We start from the raw sequence: 23,329 nt of genomic DNA, 5'->3' as shown, positions 1-23,329 counted from the left end.
TGGCCTCCGACTTGGATACATTGGCCTATACACTCTTTTTTATCCTGAAGGTCGCTTGACTAGCGCGATACGCTTACCTGATAAAACGTTTGTTCCATTAAGAGGAAATCTTACCTTGCTCATGTTGACAAAGTATTTAACCGAGTGTAGTGATTCCCGATTTTCTAATTTGCTAAGACCTCAATCCTTCCTTAATACGATTGTTTATATTGAACGTGTCGTAAATACCTACAATCAGTGTGTTAACCCTGGCCAATCACAAAGTCAATCTCGACCTAAAAAACGATTCCGATATGAAGCTGGCTTATCTGCAAATGCCCTTGTGAATAGTTGGGCATATGGGGTATCTGACCCGAAGAACACGACATATTATAATCCAAATGGCGTCTATAGTTCATTTTATACAGCTACGATAGGGGCTTTTTTTACAGTGGCCCCCCGAAAACGGCTTTCTGCTAGTATTGAATTTTTAGCCAGTCATTATAAAGGTAACCTTTCGGTTCCGTTAACGAATCCCCTAGATCCAACTGCTCAAAATACGCGCCTGTATTCTTTCGAAGAGCATTTTCTCTCGTTGCCTATTTTAGGTCGTTATGTATTCATTGATAAGGCTACTCGATTGTATTTAAAGGGCGGGGTGGTTCCCACGATGAGAACGTCTATAAGTGGCAGGTTTGTAGATTCCCAGTACAGTATAGAGATTCCTTTTCTTCATCAAACAAATGTTGGTATAGGCTATTTAGCGGGTATTGGGGCCGATATTCCCTTAACAAAAAAACAGAGAATGTATCTAGAGTTTCGCACAATGCCGCATTTTGTCTTGGATGCAGTAAGCCGCATAGCTACCTCGCGTTCACTTCAATTAACGATAAGCGTACCGCTTATTAAACACGAATAAAGAACACCCAATAGGAGTTGTTTTTGCCGTAAATCGTTTATGTCATAGGCTTTTAGCCGTATCTTTATCAGGTAAATAATATGATTTCCCTCATAAAATTTGGCAATACCTATGAAATACTGTACAAATCTTTTATTTGGGCTACTTTTGCTGCCTGCACTCGTATTTGGGCAAAGTAAAAAGGTCACAAAATCCACTGCGCCAACCGACCGAATTGAACGGTTAAAAGCCGAAGCTGTCGCATCTGTGGAGGCTAGTAAAGTTCAGGCGCAGCAAATCAATGATATGCTCTTCAGCTTTTCGGAACTCGGTTTTCAGGAAGAAGAGACGTTCAAGTATTTAACGACAATTCTCGAAAAAGAAGGCTTTACCATTCAGAAAGGGGTAGCAGGTATTCCCACCGCCTGGATCGCTACCTGGGGCTCAGGTAAGCCATTAATTGCCGTTGGTTCCGATATCGACTGTATTCCAAAGGCAAGTCAGAAACCCGGTGTGGCTTACAAAGATCCGATTGTAGAAGGCGCTCCCGGTCACGGCGAAGGTCACAACTCAGGCCAGGCGTTGAATATCGTCGCGGTTCTGGCGGTCAAGAAGCTGATGGAGCGGGAGAAAATTCCCGGTACGCTCATGCTCTGGCCAGGGGTTGCTGAAGAGCAACTCGGTACGAAAGCGTTCTACGTTCGGGATGGCTATTTCAAGAATGTAGATGCCTGCATCTTTACCCACGTTGCCAGTAATCTTGGAGTTGCCTGGGGTGATAATGGAACTACCGGCATGATTTCGGCTAAATTCAATTTTGAGGGGCAAGCGGCTCATGCAGCGGGCGCTCCCTGGCGCGGACGTAGTGCGCTGGATGCCGTCGAATTAATGAATATCGGCTGGAATTATCGACGTGAACACCTTGAACTAACCCAGCGCTCCCATTATGTTATTTCGGATGGGGGCGATCAACCGAACGTAGTGCCTTCCAAAGCGGCCGTTTGGTACTACTTCCGCGAACGTACCTACCCCAAGATAAAGGCATTGTTCGAAACGGGAATGAAAATGGCGGAAGGGGCTGCCTTAATGACTGATACGAAGTTTACTTACGAAATTCTGGGTTCAGCCTGGCCCGTACATACCAACCGACCCATTGCAGCGGCTGCTTATGAGAACATCAAGAAAGTGGGCTTACCAACTTGGTCAGAAGAAGATCAGTTATTGGCAAAGGCCACTCAGCGGGAATTGCAATCTCCTAATCTAAAGGGACTTGATACGAAAATAGATTCTGTTGGTTTACCCGTGTCTTCGGCGCCTGTGGTGATGATGGGTGGTCAGGCGATGACGCCTTTATCGGGTGGTTCAGATGATATTGCCGATATTTCGTGGTCGGTACCAACAATTGTTTTAGGATACCCCAGCAATATTCCGGGCTTACCCGGTCACCATTGGAGCGATGCTATTTCGATGGCTACGCCTATTGCTCACAAAGGTATTGTAGCGGGTGCTAAAGCCGAAGCCATGACGTTGCTCGACATGCTACTGAAACCTGAAATTATTAAAGCGGCCTGGGCTTACTACAATGATGAGCAGACTAAAGGCATCAAATACGAACCATTAATTAGCGCTAAAGAACAGCCTGCGGTTTATCTCAACAAGAAGATCATGACCGAGTTCAAGCCTAAACTAGAGAAATTTTACTACGACCCCAGCAAGTATAAAACCTATCTGGAGCAATTAGGTATCAAGTACCCAACTCTACGCGACGATCAGCGGGAAGCCATTGCGAAAGCGGCTGAAAAAGAGAGGGGAATGAAAGGAAAATAAAAGCTTAACCAATAACTAACTCAATCACTTCAAAACAATGGTCATTCTTGACATGAAAAAGTACACAATGCTTTTAAGTCTGTTTTTGCTCACGCCCGCGCTTTTATTCGGACAGGCAAAAAAAACGGCTAAATCCAACGACAGCAAACTGGACAAACTGAAGGCCGAAGCTGTGGCTTCAGTAGAGGCTAACAAAGTGCTGGCTCAGCAAATCAACGATAAGCTATTCAGCTTTGCTGAGCTTGGCTTCCAGGAAGAAGAGTCGTTTAAATACCTGACAGAACTGCTGGAAAAAGAAGGCTTCACGGTTAAAAAGGGTATTTCAGGTATTCCCTCAGCCTGGATTGCTACCTGGGGATCGGGTAAACCATTGATTGCCGTTGGTTCTGATATTGACTGTATTCCGAAAGCCAGCCAGAAACCCGGTGTGGCTTACAAAGATCCAATCGTAGAAGGCGCTCCCGGTCACGGCGAAGGCCACAACTCAGGCCAGGCGTTGAATATCGTCGCGGTTCTGGCGGTCAAGAAGCTGATGGAGCGGGAGAAAATTCCCGGTACGCTCATGCTTTGGCCGGGTGTTGCCGAAGAGTTAGTTGGTACAAAAGCGTTCTACGTTCGGGATGGCTATTTCAAGGATGTAGATGCTTGTATCTTTACCCACGTGGGCAACAATCTGGGCGTTTCCTGGGGTGATAATGGCAACAACGGTCTGGTGTCGGTGAAGTTTAACTTCGAAGGACAGGCTGCTCACGCAGCGGGCGCTCCCTGGCGGGGACGGTCGGCCCTGGATGCCGTTGAATTGATGAACATCGGCTGGAACTTCCGGCGCGAACACCTCGAATTGACCCAGCGCTCACATTATGTTATTCCTGATGGTGGTGACCAACCCAACGTCGTACCTTCTAAAGCGGCTGTCTGGTATTACTTCCGGGAACGAACTTATCCAAAAATCAAGAAACTCTTCGAAACAGGAGTGAAGATCGCCGAAGGAGCTGCCCTGATGACCGATACGAAATTCACGTACGAAATTCTGGGGTCGGCCTGGCCAGTGCACACCAACAAAGTGATGGCAGCAGCTGCCTATGATAACATTAAGAAGGTAGGCTTGCCAACCTGGTCGGAAGAAGATCAATTGCTGGCACGAGCCTCACAAATTGAGTTACAAGCGCCTAAGACCGAAGGGCTAGCTACGAAATTAGATTCGATGGGAATGCCAACATCCTCGGCTCCGGTAGTGATGATGGGCGGTCAGGCCATGACGCCAATGGGCGGTGGTTCGGATGATATTGCCGATATTTCATGGTCGTTGCCCACTATTGTACTGCGTTATCCTAGTAACATTCCCGGCTTACCCGGTCACCATTGGGCCAACGCTATTTCGATGGCTACTCCCATTGCTCACAAAGGTGTTGTATACGGCGCTAAAGCCGAAGCGATGACTTTGCTGGATCTTTTGCTAAAGCCTGAGTTGATCAAAGATGCGTGGGCTTATTACAAAGACGAGCAAACTAAAGACATCAAATATGAGCCGCTGATTTCGCCCAAGGAGCAACCCGCTATTTATTTGAACAAGAAGATCATGGCGGAGTTCAAGCCGAAATTGGAGAAGTTTTACTACGATCCCAGCAAGTACAAAAGCTACCTGGAGCAGTTAGGCATTACCTATCCAACCCTGCGCGACGATCAACGGGAAGCTGTTAAAAAGGTACTTGAAAAGGAAAAAGAAAAATCGGCGGCTGCCAAAGTAGGCTCGTCGCGGTCAGAGTAATCTTGTCAATGTATATTTTTTGTCATTCCGACGCCAGGAGGAATCTCAAGCTTGACTAATAAGCAATGTTGAGATTCCTCCTGGCGTCGGAATGACAAAAAAACAAGCAGTGCGGGCAGGTTTGAGAACCTGCCCGCACTGCTTGTTTTACAGTAAAATTAAAATGTTGCCTGCTTTTCCAAGTAAGCTATCATCTTCGCTAGTGCTCGGGAACGATGGCTCATGCCATTTTTTTCTTCGATACTCATTTCGGCAAATGTCCGATCATGGCCATCCGGTAGAAAAACCGGGTCGTAGCCAAAACCGCCCGTGCCACGTGGTTCGGTCAGAATCTGGCCTTCAATAATCCCATTGAATTGGTGTTCAACACCATGTAGAACAAGCGTGAAAACCGTCACGAATTGTGCTTTTCGATTGCTGCTTCCGCTTAGTTTACCCAGCAATTTTTCAATGTTTTTCTGCGCATCCCGGCTTCCCGAATAGTAAGCCGAATCGACACCCGGTTCGCCGTTAAGGGCTTCTACTTCCAGACCTGAATCATCGGCGAAGCACGAAATGCCAAAATGCGTCCAGACATAATCCGCTTTCTGGCGAGAATTGCCCGGAATTGTGCCCGTGGTTTCAGGTAATTCATCCTCGCAGCCAATATCGCGCAAGGTTTTGAGGGCGAACGAGTTGCCGAGTTGGCCAGCTACTTCGTCGAGTTTGTGTTGATTGTTGGTGGCAAAACAGAGTTCCATCATGAACAAAAAAAGCCGTTTACAGCAATAACTGCAAACGGCTTTTTAAAAACTTAGCTACGATTCGATTACCGACTTGGTTGTGGCATTCCTGGCTGAGCTGCCTGGCCTTTCTGAATGTCGATCAACTCAATATCGAACAGCAATACTGAGTTAGCTGGAATTGCCTGGTTGCCGCGTGGGCCATAAGCCAGTGTCGATGGAATGATCAGCGTTGCTTTTTCACCTTTGTGGAGTTTGCTAACACCTTCTTCCCAACCTGGAATCACCATGCCAACACCTAATTGGAATTGAGCTGGTTTGCCGCCCGCCTGTGGGTTCGTGCGCGAGCTATCGAAGACTTTACCATCCAGGAGTTTACCTGTGTAATGCACCTGTACGACTTCGCCTTTTTGTGGCGTTGGGCCGCTACCGGGCTGCGTTACGACATAATAAACGCCCGATTCAGTTTTCTGCGCTTTACCCGTTAAGCCATTCTTGGCGATATAGTTTTCGATTACTTTGGCATCGATGCCTTTTTGTTTCTCGAAATCAGCAGCCTGCGTTTTCTTATATTCTTCCTCTGTCTGAATATTCACGACTTTCACCGCGATACCAATGTCGGTACCTTTCTGAACACCTGGAGGCAGTGGTTGCATAGCCCGTGTAAACAGCGAATCGGCACTTACATAGAACGTAGCACTATCACCTTTGCTCAGCATGGTCAAACCTTCTTCGTAAGAACCTTTGAAAGGTGGCACTTGCAATAACATCTGGAACGGAGCACCTTCTTTGTGGGTGTCGCGCAGAACCGAGTCTTTGTTGTTCATCAACGTAAGGTGCAGCGTCAAAATATCACCGACTTTCCCTTTACGCGTTCCTTCCGATTGTTCGTGAATTGTGTACTTCAGGCCGTTTTCCGTCACCTGTTGGCGGTTTTTACCGCAGGCTGCTACCACAGCGACAAGCAGGGCGGCTTTCCCGAAATTTTTAAGAGACATGAGAGATTACTTGGTTTATACTTATAATGTGTTTACGGTTTATAGTTTACGGTACTAGCACTCGGACTCATCGGCTTACTACCGTAAACTATAAACCGAATACCGTATTTTAAACGGTTTCCAGCAACTGTTGCTGATATAGAGGTACTATTGATAAAAGCTTTTTTTCTGTTTCGGATAACGATAACCTAGAACGCCCGCCAGCTGCATTTCTATGCCCTCCTCCATCGAAATGAGTACTAGCCAGATCACGTACCGAAAAATTACCAATTGATCGAAACGACATGCGAATTTCTTCGTTCCGATCAATCAGGATGGCTGCCATAACAACACCTTCAACGGCCAGCGCATAATTCACCAAACCTTCGGTGTCGCCAGTTTTAGAGCGATAACGCTTCAGCTCGGCATCAGTTAGGGTAATATAGGCGAACTTGTACTCGGGTAACACCTTCAGTTTTTCATTCAACACGTAGCCCAGCAAGCGGAACTTGTCGATCGTTACATTATCGAATATTCGTCGGTGAATGCTGCTCACATCAATATGGAGGTCCAATAACTGAGCTGCCATACGGTGTACATTCCCTGTTGTATTCGAGTGGCGGAAAGAACCGGTGTCGGTCATTAAACCTGCGTACAGACATTCGGCAATCGGAATATCAATCAGGTCTTTTTCGCCTAACTCTACAATAAGTCGAAAGATCAATTCGGTAGTCGATGCGGCACTTGGGTCCCAAAGAGCCATATCGGCGAACGATTCGGGTTCTAGATGATGATCGATCAGCACTTTGCGGGCACGAGACTGTCGTACCATAGGAGCCAGTTCGCGGATACGGTCGAGACTCGAAAAATCGAGGCAAAAAATAACATCGGCCTCTTCCATCATCTGACTAACCGATACGCGCACTTTTTCCTCAAACGCAATTACATCATCATTACCTGACATCCAATGGAGGTTTAGCGGATAGTCAGTCGGAGTCACAACGGTAACCCGATGGCCTTTTTTGCGAAGGTAACCCGCCAGTCCCAGCGATGACCCCATTGCATCGGCATCGGGATTCTGGTGAGTGGTAATCAGCACGGTTTGCGCGGGGCCGCCCGGCGGTTGCCCTATAAGTGTGCCAATTGCTTCAATATCTTGCATACATAAACAGCCGGAGCTGTAATCGAAACCCAAAAGTACGAATAATACTAATTGAGATGGACGGAAAAAGTTTTGGTGTAGAGATGCACCCAGAAAACACAGAGATTCAAGAAGGTTTTAGTATTATTTCTCTACGAATCTCTGTGTTTTCTGGGTGCATCACGGCGTCAAAATCCTGAATTTAATAGCATTTCATGGGAAAGTCTGTACATTAGTGCCGTATAAAATTGGGACAAAAAGAACTAGAATGGCAACTAACCGAACATTCACAATGATTAAGCCCGACGCTGTAGAAGCTGGGCATACAGGTGCAATTATTAAGATGATTGAAGAAGCGGGTTTCCGGATTGTAGCCATCCGGAAAACACAGCTGACCGGTGAACGGGCCGGACAATTCTATGCCGTTCACAGCGAACGTCCGTTCTATAGTTCCCTTTGTACCTATATGTCGTCGGGCGCTATTGTTCCGATGATTCTTGAAAAAGAGAATGCCGTTGCTGATTTTCGTAAACTAATCGGAGCTACCAATCCAGCTCAGGCCGAAGAAGGTACTATCCGGAAATTATACGCCAAATCACTCGAAGCCAACGCAATTCACGGCTCTGATTCAGACGAAAATGCTCAGATTGAGAGTAATTTCTTCTTTGCAGGTACAGATCAGTATTAATCTGATAATCTGAACCGGGATTTTTATGATTTAACTAACTGACCTTGATTTTAGTATTCTGCTTTCTACGAAAACCAAGTAAAAGAAATCAAAGTCAGTCAGTTAAATCATAAAAATCCCGGTTTTAGCTTCTCATAATACTTACAGAATTCCTTCAGCTTACATTCTCCGCATTTAGGCGCGCGAGCCAGACATACGTAGCGACCATGCAGAATAAGCCAGTGATGGGCTTTGGGAACGTATTGTTTGGGAATATGCGCCATCAGTGCCTTTTCAACAGCTAAGGGCGTAGTGGCTGTGAGTGGCGCCAGCCCAATTCGGTGTGATACACGAAATACATGGGTGTCGACTGCCATCGTCGGCTCATTATACACCACCGACAAAATTACATGGGCTGTTTTACGGCCCACTCCAGGCAAGGTTTGTAATTCCTCAACGGTTGCCGGAATTTCTCCCCCGAATTTCTCTAAAAGTGTTCTGGCCATGCCAACCAGATGTTTCGCCTTATTATTGGGATACGAAACACTACGAATGTAAGTGAACACCTCATCGGCTGAGGCAGCAGCTAATGATTCTGGTTCTGGAAACCGAGCGAAAAGTGCTGGTGAAATCTGATTGATTCGCTTATCGGTACACTGCGCCGATAAAATTACGGCCACCAGTAACTCATAAGGATTACTGAAATTCAGTTCTGTTTGGGGTTCGGGATAATGTTCGGTGAAGTACTCAATGAAGCGCCTGAACCGTTCTTTTTTTTGCATAGCATAGAGTAGCGCGACTGGAAAGTCGCGTAGTTGGTAGCTCATTTGTAAATTTATTACAAAATGGCTTTCCACTACGCGGGTGGAAACCCGCGCTACAGGAATAGCAATATCCACCTGTTCGTTACGAATGTCGTTGACGAGCAGGTGGGTTTGCTGGATGATTTTGGGAATAATTCAGAATTGCCTGAACCGTATTTTTTCGTGGCTGACGCTCTATTTTATTCATCAAAGCTCTGAGTTCCAGGGCTTCGAGGAAGAACGTCATCAGATCTGGCTCTGACATGAGGGCATCTTCTATGAGGAGACTTTCCTCTGGCGAGGTCTCTTCATAGACATACCGGATTACATCATCTTGGGTAAATGTTTTTATCATAACTCGGCGAACGTTTGCTCAGTTGTTTGCGCAGATTTATCAGCGCATAACGCATACGTCCCAAAGCCGTGTTTATACTGACGCCGGTAGCATCGGCAATTTCTTGGAAACTCATTTCCTCGTAGTGCCGCATAATAAGTACCTGACGCTGCTGTTCCGGCAATCGCTGAATCAACTCACGTAGGTGCTCGTGTGTTTCCTGCCGAATCTGGAGCGATTCAACGGAATCCTCCGCAAACTCAAGCGTATTAAACACACTGCTTCCGTCCTCAAACACCACACTGGGGTAGCGTTTATCCTTTCGGAAATAGTCAATGGCCAAGTTGTGAGCAATTCGAATAATCCAGGGTAGAAATTTTCCCTCCTCGTTATATCTACCCGACTTAAGCGTATCCACGGCCTTAATAAACGTGTCCTGCATTAAGTCTTCCGCTACATACTGATCTTTTACAATCAGGTAAATAGTGGTGTAAATTTTCGATTTGTGCCGTTGCACTAATTTGGCAAAGGCTTTTTCATTACCACGGATGTACAGGGAAATCAACTCACTGTCGTTTACCTGGGCTTTTTCCATTTTCAGTAAGACAATTAGGTAACGTAGAGTTGTGTGCCGATAGTGTATAAGGAGGTTATGTTTTTACTAATCTTTGTTCGATCCAGCCTTGAAGATACTAAATTATTCTGCTTAAATCCAAATAAACAGTGCAAAAAATCTGCCAAATGGTAGTTTTTTCCTTTAAAACTTCTATTTAGAACCAGAAATAATACTGTTATGTATCTAGCGGTCTAAATATAGCTTATTCTTGGAAATAATTGTATTTACGTTTGATTGCACAATATAGATTCAATCAAGAAGCAATCCGTTTAATGGGAGATTAACTTTTTTTAATAATTGCCGCAAAGGTAGGCCTAGTCTTTAGAGAAGCAACGGTTCCTATTGTTTTTCTTGGAAGCCTAAAGAACACGTTAGCTGTATACGATACACAAAAAATAAGCCATTAATCCTGTCAATCCCTTGATTTACTGTACTAAATCAGTATTTTCGTACTTCCTACTAAGTTAGTAATGCCCCTATGAGATCAGTTTGGCTTGGAATGACAATGCTTGGCTGGTGTGCCATCTGCTTTGCCCAATCATGTCCGAAACTGCCGGAGTTTAATTTCGACCGGCGGGGTGATGCTGCTTATATGGATAGCTTGCTAACGCTTGGGCGGGCGCATCGGCAATTAGCAGCTCGACTGCCCCGAAACCGAACCAATGATACGCTCCGGTTGGAGGGTATACGTTTTATGGCCCTTGTGTTTAAGCAAATGCGTGGCCAACAGCGCGACAGTAGTTTTTTGTACGCAAAGCAACTGGAAGAACAGGCGCTTGTTTATCACAATGATCTCTATGTTGTTCGGGCCTTGATGTTTCAGGAGTATTATCTCCGAACCGTTAAGGGCGATTATCCTCATGCGCTCCAGATTAACCAGCGAGCTTCTGAATTATGTGTAAAGCTCCCTCGCGAAAGCTCTCCACGCTGGCAGGTTCAGATGAACATGGGCGACATTTACATGCTTCTGAAAGAGTATACGAATGCGTTGACGAGTTATCAGCTTTCGTTAACCCTACTCGGTTTTAATAAACTTCTGACGCCCAAAAACCGGAAACTGCTGACCAGTCAGGCTATTAGCCAAATTGGTGAAGTGTACGAGATTCAGGGGCGGTATGAAGAGGCACGTCAGCAATATGAAGCGAGTCGGCAAATAGCGTTAGATACGCATTCCCAGATTAATGTAGCTTATGCCGATGAGCGATTAGGGGATTTCTTCATTAGTCGTCAACAGCCTGTGCAGGCCATTAAGGTATTCGAAGAGGGACTTGCCGTTTGGACTCAACTAAATGACCGACCCGGTCAGGCTGCTGTTTGGGCGAGGTTGTCAGAATGTTACACCCAAACGAACCAGCCCAAACTAGCTATTGAGTTTGGGGAGAAGGCTGTTGCCATAGCGCGAAATGCCGGCTATACTCGTATTCAACAGATGGCGACTCAGTCGTTATACCGGGCATATCGTGCGGCTAATCAACCTGCTTTGGCATTGGCTATGTACGAAGAATATAGCGCCCTACGGGATAGCCTGACAAACCTCAAACGAGTAGAGGAGTTATCGGCTGTGCAGAAAAAGTACGATATCAATCAGGTTACAATTGCTGCCGAAAAAGAGCGATTTATTCAGCAACAACAATTGATCAACGTGCGTCGGCAGGCTGAGTTAGAACGTCTTCGCGCCGGGGCGGAACGAGATCAATTGGCGAGCCAAACCCGGATGAATCACCTAAAACAGTCGATCGAAACCGAGCGACTGCGGGCTGAATCGCAGAAAACCCGGCTGGAACAACGAGCACATATTGACCAGCTTAGTCATGATATTGAGCAGGCTAGTCTTTTGCGGATTGTGCTGGTTGGTGGTCTGGCTATGCTATTTGGTTTTGTGGCGGTTTATTACCGAAAAAATAAACTTATCAACCGACAGAAGCTGGAAATTGAAGCGCTGAATCATGATTTGGAAGATAAGGTTCTGGCTCGAACAATTGAGTTGAAACGGGCCAATGATCAGCTACGAGCAAAGAACCGTGAAATTGAGGAAGCACTTCTGCGCGGACAAACTCTTGAACGTAAGCGCATGGCCGCCGATTTGCACGATAGTCTTGGCGGATTACTGGCAGCTATAAAAACCAGTCTATCGGCATTGAACCCCGCAAAGATGGCCGATCGAGAACAACAGATTTATCATAATCTGTTGAACATGAGTAAGGAAGCGTTTGCCGAAATACGTTACCTGTCGCACAATCTTCAGCCGGATGAATTAGAAAAACAGGGGTTGTCGGAGGCTCTTATCCGATTGGTTCATAAACTCAATATCAGTCAGAAGATTAAATTCAGTCTGGAGAATGCAGAATTGCCTCGTCTTGATAAAACCGCTGAGTTTAATCTGTATTCGATTTGTATTGAATTGTGCAGCAATATTCTTCGACACTCCGAAGCAACGGAGGCTCAGATCTTGTTTCGGCGGTTCAATAACGAGCTGAATATGATTGTGAAAGACAATGGGTGCGGCATGGACCCGAGCGATGCAACGGGCATGGGGCTACATAATATTCAGGCGCGTATGGATCTGATTCAGGGACGTTACGAAATCCACTCTGGCCCTGGCGAAGGAACGACCTTTATTTTTATTCTTCCCCTTCTGCCGAATCTGGAAAAGGCATAAGGAGGATATAGAACGCAGATAACACAGATAGTTATGGGTTGCGCAGATAAAATCTGTGTTAATCAGTAGCATCCGCGCTATTTGCGTTCTGTCTCTTTATTGAATACGCCCCTCCACTAAAAAGTTATTCTTATCGAAATACGGAAGCTTTTGGAAACCACTCACTTTATAGTGTTGAACGCGCCATGCTTTGCCAACAGCACCACTTTCGAGCAGAAGAGTACGCTCCGACGAATAGAGTGGATTGCTGGTTTGAAGGGTGGCTTCAATTCGACGTGGCTGATGCGTTACCGAATCGACCTCCACACGGAGCGATCGAACTGCTAACCGATCATCCGGATTTTTTAAGGTATACTGAAAGGTCATCGAATCGGGCCGGGAAATCTGGTAACTGCTTCGGAGGGCTGGCTTGTTGATGTCTGCCTGAGTAAATAATTCCAGTTCATGACTCCAGTTAATCTCCCGTATGGTTTGCTGACTCTTGGAATCATTAATAGCGACAGCCTTGCGAACGAGCGGTTTCTGCGCTGAAAGGTCAGAAATCTGCTGTTTAACAAAACGAAGGACGTCGTAATAAACGTTGGGTTGTGTTTGCTGAGCAGGATCGGCACAGCCACTGATTAACAGCGTAACTAGAAGGAAAGAGGGATAAACAAAGCGCATAAATCACACCAAAACGGCTCCAGATAAGCGAGCCTTACGGAACAACCAACACGAATTTTTACAAATCGGTTTGGGTAATCAAATTCTGAACCAAATTTGCAGTCGGAATGCTATCTCAATAATAGTTTGAAGTTTATGGTTTGAGGTCTGACGTTAGCTGGCTCATGCTTGAATTTGTGACAGTAACGTCAAACTTCAGACTACAAACGTCAAACCTTTACTAACTGACACTATGGAATACGATGTTATTATGATTGGTTCGGGCCCAGGTGGCTACACTGGTGCCATTCGCTGTGCTCAACTCGGACTAAAAACGGCCATTATTGAAAAATACCCAGCGTTGGGGGGCACTTGCCTTAATGTAGGTTGCATTCCGTCGAAAGCATTGCTCGACTCGTCGGAGCATTTTTATAACGCGTCGCACACCTTCGCAGAACACGGTATCAAACTCGCTGATTTGCAGGTTGATTTAGCACAAATGATTAAGCGTAAACAGGAAGTTGTTGATGCGACAACAAAGGGTATCAATTTCCTGATGAAGAAAAACAAAATCGACGAGATACACGGCGTTGGTTCGTTTGTTGATCCGCACACCATTAAAATTACCAAAGCCGACGGATCGGAACAGACAATCACCGGTAAGAATATCATCATTGCAACGGGCTCGAAACCATCGTCGTTCCCATCGATGCCTATCGATAAAAAACGTGTCATTACATCGACCGAAGCACTGAAACTGACGGAAGTGCCTAAGCATCTGATCGTAATTGGTGCTGGTGTAATTGGTGCCGAATTGGGTTCTGTTTATGCCCGACTAGGTGCTAAGGTGTCGTTTGTCGAATTTGCTGATTCGATGATTCCAACGATGGATAAAACGATGGGCAAAGAGCTACAAAAGGCCATCAAAAAACTCGGTGCCGATTTCTATTTCAGCCACAAAGTCACGAAAGTAGAAAATACAGGTAACGAAGTCGTCGTTAGCGCCGATTCGCCAAAGGGAGAGCAAATCACGCTTACCGGCGATTATTGCCTGGTTTCGGTTGGTCGTCGTCCATACACGGATGGACTGAACCTCGAAGCCGCTGGCGTTAAAGTTGACAACCGGGGACGGGTTGAGGTAGATGAGCACCTACGGACAAATGTTCCTCATATTTATGCGCTGGGCGACGTAATTCGGGGTGCAATGCTGGCACACAAAGCTGAAGAAGAAGGTACGTTCATCGCTGAAACTATTGTAGGTCAAAAGCCCCATATTCATTATCGCCTGATTCCGGGAGTCGTCTATACATGGCCAGAAGTGGCAGCAGTAGGCTACACAGAAGAGGAAGTAAAACAAGAAGGAATTCCTTACAAGGTCGGTTCTTTCCCCTTCAAAGCACTTGGCCGGGCGCGGGCGAGTATGGATGTCGATGGACTTGTAAAGGTGTTAGCGCACAAAGAAACCGACGAGATTCTGGGCGTTCATATGATTGGCGCGCGTGCTGCCGATATGATTGCTGAAGCGGTCGTAGCGATGGAGTTTCGGGCATCTGCCGAAGATGTTTCACGCATGTCGCACGCTCACCCAACCTATACAGAAGCGTTCAAAGAAGCCTGTCTGGATGCCACGGATAAGCGGGCCATTAATATGTAAGGATCACGGACTTTAGTCCATACTGGTAAAAAAGAAAAACAGACTGAAGTCCGTGGTACTGATAGCCCGGTTGCTTTTCAGCAGCCGGGCTTTTCTGTATATTGCCTTTTTAACCAATACAACCCCTATAATGAAGAAAACAATTACACTTCTCTTTACGCTGGTAGTCGGGTATACACAGGCGCAAAACGCCGATTCGGTCGCTATCCGAAAAATTTATAACGAAGCGCTCTCGAATGGGAAATCCTACGAATGGCTGCGACACTTAACCAAAAAAATTGGCCCGCGTCTGAGTGGTTCAGAAGGTGCTCAGAAAGCCGTTGACTGGACCAAGCAGGTCATGGAGCAAGAAGGCTTTGATCGCGTGTTTTTGCAGGATGTTATGGTGCCGCATTGGGTACGTGGAGCAAAAGAAGTGGCTTATATCCAGAACGGGAAACAGAAGACAACTGTACCTATTGCCGCTTTGGGTGGTTCAGTGGCAACAGGGCCAAAAGGTGTTGAAGCCGGTGTGATTGAAGTGACCAGCTTTCCCGAATTGCGGGCTCTCGGTGCCGATAAAGTGAAAGGCAAGATTGTGTTTTACAATCGACCGATGGACCCGACAAAAATCAATACGTTTGAAGCTTATGGCGGAGCCGTTGACCAACGAGCTAACGGTGCTACCGAAGCCGCAAAACTGGGTGCCGTGGGCGCTATTGTTCGGTCAATGAATCCTCGGCATGATGATTATCCGCACGTGGGTGGTATGCGGTATGCTACGGGCGTTCCACTGATTCCAACGGCGGCCATTAGCACCAATGCCGCAGATTTACTCAGTAAATCGCTAAAGGAAAATCCGAATCTGACGTTTTATTTTAAACAAAGCTGCGAGACCTTGCCCGATGCCAAGTCGTACAATGTGGTAGGTGAAATCAAGGGCAGTGAGAAGCCTGACGAAATCATTGTGGTGGGCGGACATTTAGACTCATGGGATCTGGCCGAAGGAGCGCAGGACGATGGAGCAGGCTGCATGCAGTCAATAGAAGTGCTTCGGCTGTTTAAAGCATTAGGCATTAAGCCGAAGCGTACAATTCGGGCTGTTATGTTTATGAATGAGGAAAATGGCCTGCGTGGGGGTGTACAATACGCCGATCTGGCTAAAAAGAACAACGAGAAGCATATGGCCGCTGTTGAGTCTGATGCGGGTGGATTTACTCCACGCGGTTTTGGTATTGTTGGAACACCCGAGCAACGCGCCAAAGTAATGCCCTGGAAACCGTTGCTGGCTCCCTACGGCTTGCTGGAAATTGGTGCGGGTGGAGGCGGAGCCGACATTGGCCCATTGGCTCAATCGGGTACGGTATTATTTGGATTTAAGCCCGATTCGCAGCGTTATTTCGATTACCACCATACGGCTATCGACAATTTTGAAGTCGTTAGCCAACGTGAGCTTGAACTAGGTGCGGCTTCGATGGCATCGCTGATCTATTTGCTGGATCAGTATGGATTATAACAGGTTGTCAAAAAATGGTCAAGAGTGGTCAGGAGTAGTCAAGAGTTGTATGTCAATCCCTGACTATTTCTGACAACACCTGACCACCCTTGACCATTTTATAGCCTCAGAGATTTTTATCGATCTCTTTTCTAACATCCTCGAACGCGCTCGGTAAGGGCGCGTTTCGTTTTACAATCTTCCCCGTTCGATTGATGATCGTTGCCGACACATCTTCATCCGATCGAAGCCGCTCAAGAGCACTCAAAAGCTGCGTATTGGTTAATAGTAAATGATCGCCTGAGAGGTTATAGCGTGTGGCAATTTCTGGCCAAAGTGATTTATCAGTGTCGGGCATTGGTAAATAGATAAGCGCCAAATCGCGGGAGCTATAGGCATTTTGCAGACGTTGAGCGTCGAGTGCCGCCTGTCGGCCCGCTTCGTCAGAAGCAGATGTCATTAGTAAGTAAATTACTTTGCCTCGATTGGCATTGATAACCTGATCTAACAAGGACGAACCGCTGCCAAAGTCATTCCGGGTCATGAATATTCCCGGCGAAATTTCCAGACTACTGGTAGAGGGGCCTGCTTTTCGTAAAGTCTGGATAGCTGTCCGAATGCGCGTACTATCTTTTACTTCGAGCCGATACAATTCGTCCAGCGACTGGGCCAATGTTGGATTTTTTACCTGCGGCCGTGCATAATCGTAAAGGAGTTTCGAAAAGTTCAGGGTAAGTCCCGGTAACGAACTGGCAAGCCAATAAGCAGCCAGATAATCGACGGCACTACTATCGAACTGACGAATGCTACGCTGAATCAGCGTCTCATAGTTTACCAGACGTTGCAACGTATCCGGGCTTCGTTTGACCAGCCCATCGAAAAACTTCAAGTCAGACTGTCGGGCAGAATTTGAGGTAGCGTAATCGTTAAGTCGAAGGCGCTCTTCTGCCGTTATGTTTTTTCCATATCGTTCTAATAAGAGAGCTAACGCTCGTACGGTTAACCCATTCGCGCGGGTGGCTTCGGTCGTAAGCCGATGAGTTGCATAGCTGGCAAATCGATTCATAGCCGACGCTCGAGCTGCGGTCAGCAGTTGATCATTAGGTGGGCGTAGCGAATCGTTCAACAGCTTTGTTAAATTATCGTTTTCATACGTAGCCTTGTCATACAGGAAAGCCGCTGCATTATACCGATCAGCGTAACCAACCCAGCGTTTGAGCAAAGGGAATGGTTTTTCTTTTGCCGAAAAGGCTAGAAACGGAGCCTGATAGGCGCTGGAAATTAACCGATAAGCAGCATCGTCGCTCGCATTGGTAACCTGGTTCGTAATTTTCTTGCCATCCGGTTTATTCGGATAAGAGGCTTCAAACGCCTTATAACGAGCAAATTGCTGGTTTACCTGCGCATTAACGCCCCCAAACCGGAAAGGTACGGCGGCTGTAAATAACGAATCGGCATCGATTTCAATCGTCAACGTACCGGCATTAGCCAGGAAAGCAGTCGAAATACGACCATAATTGAAATACATTTCTTCCTGCGGAAAAATCAACGGCATCGATACCCGAAAAGAACCGTCTACATTGAGTGGGGCTGGCCGAACTAATTCGCGATTGGCCTGTAGAATATTGTTGCGACTGACAAATACAGTTGGCGATTCTCGATACAATCGGGCCGATAAGTGATAAATACGGCCAGTTACAACTACCGAATCCGTTTGGGCAATAGATGTCAGGGATACTAAGCAGCAGATAGGAAGTAATAAGCCCCGAAGGCGTTGTAAATAATTTTTCATCGATTCAGGAATACAGATATAGCAATAACAAACGAAAACCAGAAACAGTCAACTCCAGGCTAAAAAAGCTGACGTCTTATTTGGTTTTGATGCCGTGATACTGCTCCTGTTCCTGATAGTCGGTGCGGAGTGGATGGCCAACCCAATCGGTAGGCAACAGGATACGGCGGAGGTCTGGATGGTTTTCAAATCGGATGCCAACCAAATCAAACGTTTCGCGTTCGTGCCAGTCGGCAGTTCGCCAGATATGAGCTATACTTGGTATCGTTGGCAATTCCTTACCCGTGGTATTACGTGGAATAACCACTTTTACCATAAGGTTGTGCTGATAGGGAATAGAGGTAAGATTATAGATGACCTCCATCGTGTCGGCCCCGTGCGAATCCACGCTGGGCCCGTTATCAATACCCGTAATGCAGGCTAGTAAGTCAAAATAGAGTTGGTCGTCGTCACGCAAAAATTGGCAAATAGCTACCAATTGGTTTGCAGGAACGGTGAGGTAAGGCTGTATCGCTTGCGTATTGGCCTGTATATTAGGACTAAACTGGGTGGTGAGCAGGTCAGTAATTTCGGAAAAGGTCATCTTGTTAATAAAATTATCGTGAGCTTACGCCAGCCAGGCCAGCCATTGCATCCAGTTTTCAACCCAGAATAAAAACTTAGCCGCAAATTTAGCCGCCGGGGCCGATGATGGTTCAAGAGTTAAGCTATTATTGTTAAGGTTGGTATCCATGTAAATCTTCTGCTTCGGATCGACATTCGCCCAAACCACTTTTGCATTCTCATTGAGCGTAAATTGGCGTTGCCGGCCTTTACCGTCCCAGAATAACATAAGCTCGTGGCCATTATCAAAATGAACCAGTATATCTATGGGCATTACCCCATCGCCGTTTCGTTGCACCGTTATAACGCTCTGTTGCTGACCAGTACCCCTCCGGTTTTTAATGGAGAGCAGTTCATAGTCAACAACCTGATCGCCATACAGTACCTGGTCGAAAAACCAGTTCATATTGGGGCCGTATTTAGCGCCAAGTCGTTTCGGTACGAGTTCATTCACAATGTCAATGAAATTCTGGCCGTCCGGATGTTTGAATTTCCAGCGGATGAAATATGTCTGCATAATCTCGTCCATCACCGTGCGGCCAACCAGCCCTTCCAGCGTTCGCATCCAGGTTGCCGTTTTGGAATAGGTCAAAACACCATACTGGCCTTCGGGCAATTGCCAGGTGTTGCCAAATGATGAACCAAGGGCAGGATTATCCTGATGCACATAATTGTCTCGTGAGCTTTCCAGATCACCCCATCGAAAGCCAAACAAGTCAATCTGCGATGAGCGAGCGCCATAGGTAGCGTCCATAATCCGGCCTTCGTAGTATTGATTAAAACCTTCGTCGAGCCAGGCTTCTTCAAACTCGTTGGTGGCCAGAAGCTGCATAAAGTACTGATGACCAAACTCATGAATAGTTACTTCTTCCGGAAAACGGGCTCCGGCGGGCAAGAACCAGGCCGTTCCGGCGGTAATGAATGTTGGATACTCCATACCAAATGAGCCACTGGCATGTAACGGTGGATCGACAATGGTCAGGTTTGGAAACGGGTATTTGCCCAGATGTTTATCGAAGTAAGCCAAAGCTGCCTTGGCTGCGTCCAGATGGCGTTTTGCCTGATGGGCGTGTTCAGGTTGCATCACTAACTCAATGTCGACCTTGCCCCCCGAAGGCCGTTTCCAGGTATCGTTGATCACCTGAAAATGGGGCGAAGCCGTCCAGGCAAAATCGACTACATCTTCGGCGTGGTAAAGGATTGTTTTGGTGCCGTCGCTGTGTAGTTTTTCGGACTGAAAAAGGCCAACGGCGCTTACCCAATAATCTTTGGGAGTGGTGATGTTTACATCATAAACGCCGTAGTCGGCATAGAACTCAGAGTGTGCATGAAACTGGTGGCAATTCCAGTGCCCTGTTTTTCCTAACCCAGCGGGTTGATAACGCGTTCCGGCCGATTCGTAAACGCCAATTTTAGGAAACCATTGGCCTACCAGAAAAAAGTCGCGGCTAAAACCAGTTCGGGCGAAGATTTTGGGCAGCTTAGCTCGGAAGACGATGTCTAAAACGATGGTCTCGCCCGGCCCAAGGGGTTTGCTTAAAGGCACCCGAATCACAGTGTGATCGTCCCGGTTCGAATCATCAGGCTGAAAAAAATCATAGGCCAGTGCCTCCCCACCGCGTACCTTCATCGACACAACATCGATAGAACCATAAGGGTCTTCTTTGGATTTTCGGTCAATCTGGTCTCCTCGCAATTGCCCGCCCGATTCCCGCATAAACGTAGACTGATCGTTACGGAAGGCATTCAAATACAGGTGAAATTGCAATTCATGGATTTGATCGGTAGACGAATTTTTCCAGGTTAGCGTTTCCCGGCCATCGAGCTTTTTCGTGATCGGATTTAGCTTCACATCGATCTGGTAATTGGCCAATCGTGGACTCAAGGGTGTTGGGAAGATCGGTTTTTGACCATACCCAAGTAGGGCGACGAAAACCCCCACGATACTTAGCAAAAGGCGAGATGACATAGATGACGAAAGCTAATGATTGCCTACTGATACAAAAGTAGCGGGATTCCTGTGATTACGAATAGAGGCTCAACTCGCCCGCAATTTCAGGTAAGTTTTCAGGAGAGAATAACCGGTTTTACTCCTCACAAATCAGCTAAACACTACTGACATAGGGCTGTCACAGGGGTCATTTACCTTTGTTTCAACAATAAACTAACGACAATTCTATGGAACTCATCCCGCTGTTTTTGACTGAAATGGAGCAGGAAGCGCAAACGACTCGCAAAATGTTACAACGCATTCCTGATGACAAATACGACTGGAAACCTCACGAAAAAAGCATGACCATCCGGCAATTGGCTACGCATCTTGCCAACCTGCCTACTTGGGTCACGATGGCATTCACAACGGATGGGTTAGACTTTGCCGTTAACCCCTATAAGGAAGATGTCATTAATAACACGGCTGAGTTAATAGACTATATGGAAACCTGCCTGGCGGATGGGAAATCGAAATTGGTGCCCGAAAATGAAGCCATCCTGAATGATCCCTGGACGTTGCGAAATGGTGACCAAATCTTCTTTACCTCACCCAAACATGAAGTTGTTCGGACAACGTTCTGCCAGATTGTGCACCACCGGGCTCAGTTGGGCGTCTTCCTCCGATTGCTGGATATTCCAATTCCCGGAAGCTATGGCCCCAGCGCCGATGAGGCCTAGGGCTTTGGCGAAATGGATTCTAAATGATTCTATCGATTCTACAGAATACATACCCACTGGATATCAATACAGTAGAAGCAAAATAATCTACTACAGGGCGTCCCTGAAAAACTAACTTGGCTAAGTAACGAGAATAATGGATAAAATCTGAAATTATTGGCTTATTATCAGTTATTTATAATATCGTTTTTTGTCATCCCGACGCCAGGAGGGATCTTCGGTAAATAACCAGTTGCCGGAGATCCCTCCTGGCGTCGGGATGACAAAAAACTAGTATAATACTTAACGTAAATTATCCATAATTCACGTTAAGTATTAGCTACCACCTCGACGCGAAAGCCTTGGCAATAGCCTTGGGAGACAGTTACTTGCAACTGTCTCCTTTTTTATTGGACTATTCCAGCGGTTTGTTCTGGAATTTGATTTTAGCGTGAAAAACAGCCATATTCAGAGCGGATAGATTGTTTCACCTTCCTCAACAAATCAATGCACATTCGTTTCTACGCACTTCTTTTTTGTCTTCTTAGTTCCTGTTTGGCATATGCACAGCCCTACGATCTTGTTATTAAAAATGGTCGCGTAGTTGATGGTACGGGCAATCCCTGGGTCTATGCCGATGTGGCTATTCAGAATGGACGTATTGCTAAGATTGGTACAATAGCGTCGGGCGATGCCAAGCGAACGATTGATGCAAGTGGACTCGTTGTTGCCCCTGGTTTTATTGATGTACATGCTCACGTAGAAGGTAGTCTGGAAGCCCAGCCTGGTGCCCCCAATTTTATTTATGATGGTGTAACAACCCTGATAACCGGCAATTGTGGTGGCTCAAGCTCCAACTTACGCACCTACTTCGATACGCTCCGAATGACGAAGACATCGGTCAATGTTGGCTCGTTGATTGGCCATAATTCGGTTCGGATGAAAGTCATGAAAATGGCGTTTCGCGAACCCACCGCTCGTGAACAGGCCGATATGGAAGCACTCGTTGAGCAGGCGATGAAAGACGGGGCTGTAGGGATGTCGACTGGCCTGATTTACACGCCCGGCACCTACGCCCGTACGCCCGAAGTAGTGAATCTGGCAAAAATGGCCTCGCGCTATGGAGGGGTATACGCATCCCACATTCGAAACGAAGGTCAGAATGTAAAACAGGCCGTTCAGGAAGCAATTCTGATTAGTCGCGAAGCTAAAATCCCAGTCGAGATTTCACACTTTAAAGTAGCCAGCAAGCCACTCTGGGGGAAAAGTACCGAAACCGTTGAACTGGTCGAAGCCGCCCGTCGGGAAGGTTTAGACGTCACCGTCGATCAATACCCGTACACGGCATCCAGTACCTCGCTGGAAAGTATTGTGCCCTCATGGGCACTGGCCGATGGCGATTCGGCTGTATTGGTTCGCTTTCGTGATCCGGCTACCCGCGCCAAAATTCGGAAGGAAATGCTGGATGGTTTGTCGGCAAACCTGCGGAAGAATTATGAATACGCCGTTGTCGCCAGTTATAAGCCCGATACGACATTCAATGGCATGAGCATCAGTGCCATCAATCAGAAGCTGGGCCGAAAAAACACCCCCGAAACGGAAGCGGACCTGATTATGGATTTGATGGAAAAAGCCAATCTGAAGCGCATCCAGATGGTATATCATACCATGTCAGAAACCGACGTTGAAAACATTCTTCGATACCCTAACACGATGATTGCTTCTGATGCCGGTGTTGCTAAATTGGGTTCGGGTATGCCACACCCGCGCGCGTATGGGACCAATGCCCGCGTATTGGGCCGCTACGTGCGGGAACGACATGTTATCCCGATGGAAGAAGCCATACGCCGGATGACGTCCTTGCCCGCTCAACGGTTTAAATTATCAGATCGTGGGTTACTCCGCCCCGGCTACGCTGCCGACATTGTGTTGTTCGATGAGAAAACCGTTTCTGATAAAGCCACTTACGAGCAACCCCATGCTTATACAACGGGCATTTCCTGGGTCATTGTCAACGGCACGCCCGTCGTTGAAAACAGCAAACACAACGGCCAACGTCCAGGCCAGTTGCTCATGGGGCCGGGCTATGGGAAATGAGATATATGATGTAGGATGTATGATCTA

General features: G+C 46.7%; 19 protein-coding genes. 9 read left to right on the top strand and 10 right to left on the bottom strand.

Annotation, left to right across the window (positions count from 1 at the left end):
* The 3 genes from ACYVGR_RS27050 to ACYVGR_RS27040 all read left to right on the top strand — a co-directional run.
* Window positions 1–898 (top strand): outer membrane beta-barrel protein (locus ACYVGR_RS27050; protein ID WP_460962695.1); only part of this gene is annotated, 898 nt, incomplete at its 5' end.
* A 111-nt stretch (window positions 899–1,009) separates the two neighbouring features.
* Entirely contained in the window at window positions 1,010–2,704 is a 1,695-nt protein-coding gene (locus ACYVGR_RS27045; RefSeq protein WP_460962693.1) for a peptidase dimerization domain-containing protein, read from the top strand.
* Window positions 2,705–2,756: 52 nt separating this feature from the next.
* Window positions 2,757–4,472: an amidohydrolase gene (locus ACYVGR_RS27040; protein WP_460962730.1), complete on the top strand. Its 1,716-nt coding sequence runs from the start codon at window positions 2,757–2,759 to the stop codon at window positions 4,470–4,472.
* 158 nt (window positions 4,473–4,630) lie between these two features.
* Here ACYVGR_RS27040 and rdgB read toward each other — a convergent pair whose 3' ends face one another.
* From rdgB to ACYVGR_RS27025, 3 genes are all read right to left on the bottom strand, one after another.
* Window positions 4,631–5,212 carry an RdgB/HAM1 family non-canonical purine NTP pyrophosphatase gene (gene rdgB / locus ACYVGR_RS27035; RefSeq protein WP_460962728.1) on the bottom strand — a complete coding sequence of 194 codons (582 nt, stop codon included), beginning with the start codon at window positions 5,210–5,212 and terminating at the stop codon, window positions 4,631–4,633.
* A gap of 68 nt (window positions 5,213–5,280) precedes the next feature.
* The gene (locus ACYVGR_RS27030) at window positions 5,281–6,192 is read right to left on the bottom strand and encodes an FKBP-type peptidyl-prolyl cis-trans isomerase (protein WP_460962691.1); all 912 of its coding nucleotides are present in this window, start codon (window positions 6,190–6,192) and stop codon (window positions 5,281–5,283) included.
* Between the two features lie 109 nt (window positions 6,193–6,301).
* A complete protein-coding gene (locus ACYVGR_RS27025; protein WP_460962689.1) occupies window positions 6,302–7,333 on the bottom strand; it encodes a DHH family phosphoesterase in 1,032 nt (343 codons plus the stop codon).
* Window positions 7,334–7,580: 247 nt separating this feature from the next.
* Here ACYVGR_RS27025 and ACYVGR_RS27020 point away from each other — a divergent pair, with 247 nt between their 5' ends.
* Window positions 7,581–8,000, top strand: coding sequence for a nucleoside-diphosphate kinase (locus ACYVGR_RS27020; RefSeq protein ID WP_460962687.1), 420 nt, complete (start codon window positions 7,581–7,583; stop codon window positions 7,998–8,000).
* Window positions 8,001–8,107: 107 nt separating this feature from the next.
* Here the strand turns inward: ACYVGR_RS27020 and nth are convergent, their stop codons facing one another.
* From nth to ACYVGR_RS27005, 3 genes are all read right to left on the bottom strand, one after another.
* Entirely contained in the window at window positions 8,108–8,761 is a 654-nt protein-coding gene (gene nth / locus ACYVGR_RS27015) for an endonuclease III (RefSeq protein ID WP_460962726.1), read from the bottom strand.
* 124 nt (window positions 8,762–8,885) lie between these two features.
* Entirely contained in the window at window positions 8,886–9,137 is a 252-nt protein-coding gene (locus ACYVGR_RS27010; RefSeq protein WP_460962685.1) for a hypothetical protein, read from the bottom strand.
* Window positions 9,112–9,711, bottom strand: a complete 600-nt coding sequence (locus ACYVGR_RS27005; RefSeq protein ID WP_018617705.1) for an RNA polymerase sigma factor — start codon at window positions 9,709–9,711, stop codon at window positions 9,112–9,114. Before ACYVGR_RS27005 ends, ACYVGR_RS27010 begins: the two co-directional genes overlap by 26 nt.
* 499 nt (window positions 9,712–10,210) lie before the next feature.
* Between ACYVGR_RS27005 and ACYVGR_RS27000 the strand changes: the two genes are divergently transcribed.
* On the top strand, window positions 10,211–12,391 hold the full coding sequence (locus tag ACYVGR_RS27000; protein ID WP_460962683.1) for a sensor histidine kinase: 2,181 nt from the start codon (window positions 10,211–10,213) through the stop codon (window positions 12,389–12,391).
* A 96-nt stretch (window positions 12,392–12,487) separates the two neighbouring features.
* Here ACYVGR_RS27000 and ACYVGR_RS26995 read toward each other — a convergent pair whose 3' ends face one another.
* Window positions 12,488–13,054: a hypothetical protein gene (locus ACYVGR_RS26995; protein WP_460962681.1), complete on the bottom strand. Its 567-nt coding sequence runs from the start codon at window positions 13,052–13,054 to the stop codon at window positions 12,488–12,490.
* A 232-nt stretch (window positions 13,055–13,286) separates the two neighbouring features.
* Here ACYVGR_RS26995 and lpdA point away from each other — a divergent pair, with 232 nt between their 5' ends.
* Both lpdA and ACYVGR_RS26985 read left to right on the top strand, forming a co-directional pair.
* Entirely contained in the window at window positions 13,287–14,687 is a 1,401-nt protein-coding gene (lpdA, locus tag ACYVGR_RS26990; RefSeq protein ID WP_460962679.1) for a dihydrolipoyl dehydrogenase, read from the top strand.
* A 130-nt stretch (window positions 14,688–14,817) separates the two neighbouring features.
* The gene (locus ACYVGR_RS26985; RefSeq protein WP_460962676.1) at window positions 14,818–16,182 is read left to right on the top strand and encodes a M20/M25/M40 family metallo-hydrolase; all 1,365 of its coding nucleotides are present in this window, start codon (window positions 14,818–14,820) and stop codon (window positions 16,180–16,182) included.
* A 106-nt stretch (window positions 16,183–16,288) separates the two neighbouring features.
* On the opposite strand, the gene ACYVGR_RS26980 is transcribed toward ACYVGR_RS26985, so the two are convergent.
* The 3 genes from ACYVGR_RS26980 to ACYVGR_RS26970 all read right to left on the bottom strand — a co-directional run bounded on the left by ACYVGR_RS26980 (window position 16,289) and on the right by ACYVGR_RS26970 (window position 20,525).
* A complete protein-coding gene (locus tag ACYVGR_RS26980; RefSeq protein ID WP_460962674.1) occupies window positions 16,289–17,953 on the bottom strand; it encodes a hypothetical protein in 1,665 nt (554 codons plus the stop codon).
* 76 nt (window positions 17,954–18,029) lie between these two features.
* Entirely contained in the window at window positions 18,030–18,536 is a 507-nt protein-coding gene (locus ACYVGR_RS26975; RefSeq protein ID WP_460962672.1) for an NADH-quinone oxidoreductase subunit C, read from the bottom strand.
* Window positions 18,537–18,560: 24 nt separating this feature from the next.
* Window positions 18,561–20,525, bottom strand: coding sequence for a M1 family metallopeptidase (locus tag ACYVGR_RS26970; RefSeq protein ID WP_460962670.1), 1,965 nt, complete (start codon window positions 20,523–20,525; stop codon window positions 18,561–18,563).
* A 209-nt stretch (window positions 20,526–20,734) separates the two neighbouring features.
* On the opposite strand from ACYVGR_RS26970, the gene ACYVGR_RS26965 reads away from it, so the two are divergent.
* Both ACYVGR_RS26965 and ACYVGR_RS26960 read left to right on the top strand, forming a co-directional pair.
* Window positions 20,735–21,226: a DinB family protein gene (locus ACYVGR_RS26965; protein ID WP_460962668.1), complete on the top strand. Its 492-nt coding sequence runs from the start codon at window positions 20,735–20,737 to the stop codon at window positions 21,224–21,226.
* Window positions 21,227–21,712: 486 nt separating this feature from the next.
* On the top strand, window positions 21,713–23,302 hold the full coding sequence (locus ACYVGR_RS26960) for an N-acyl-D-amino-acid deacylase family protein (protein WP_460962666.1): 1,590 nt from the start codon (window positions 21,713–21,715) through the stop codon (window positions 23,300–23,302).
* Window positions 23,303–23,329 lie beyond the last annotated feature (27 nt).

This window comes from Spirosoma litoris, from assembly GCF_054776755.1.
Note: the sequence above shows the minus strand (reverse complement) of the source record. Positions and strands in the feature narration are given on the sequence as shown.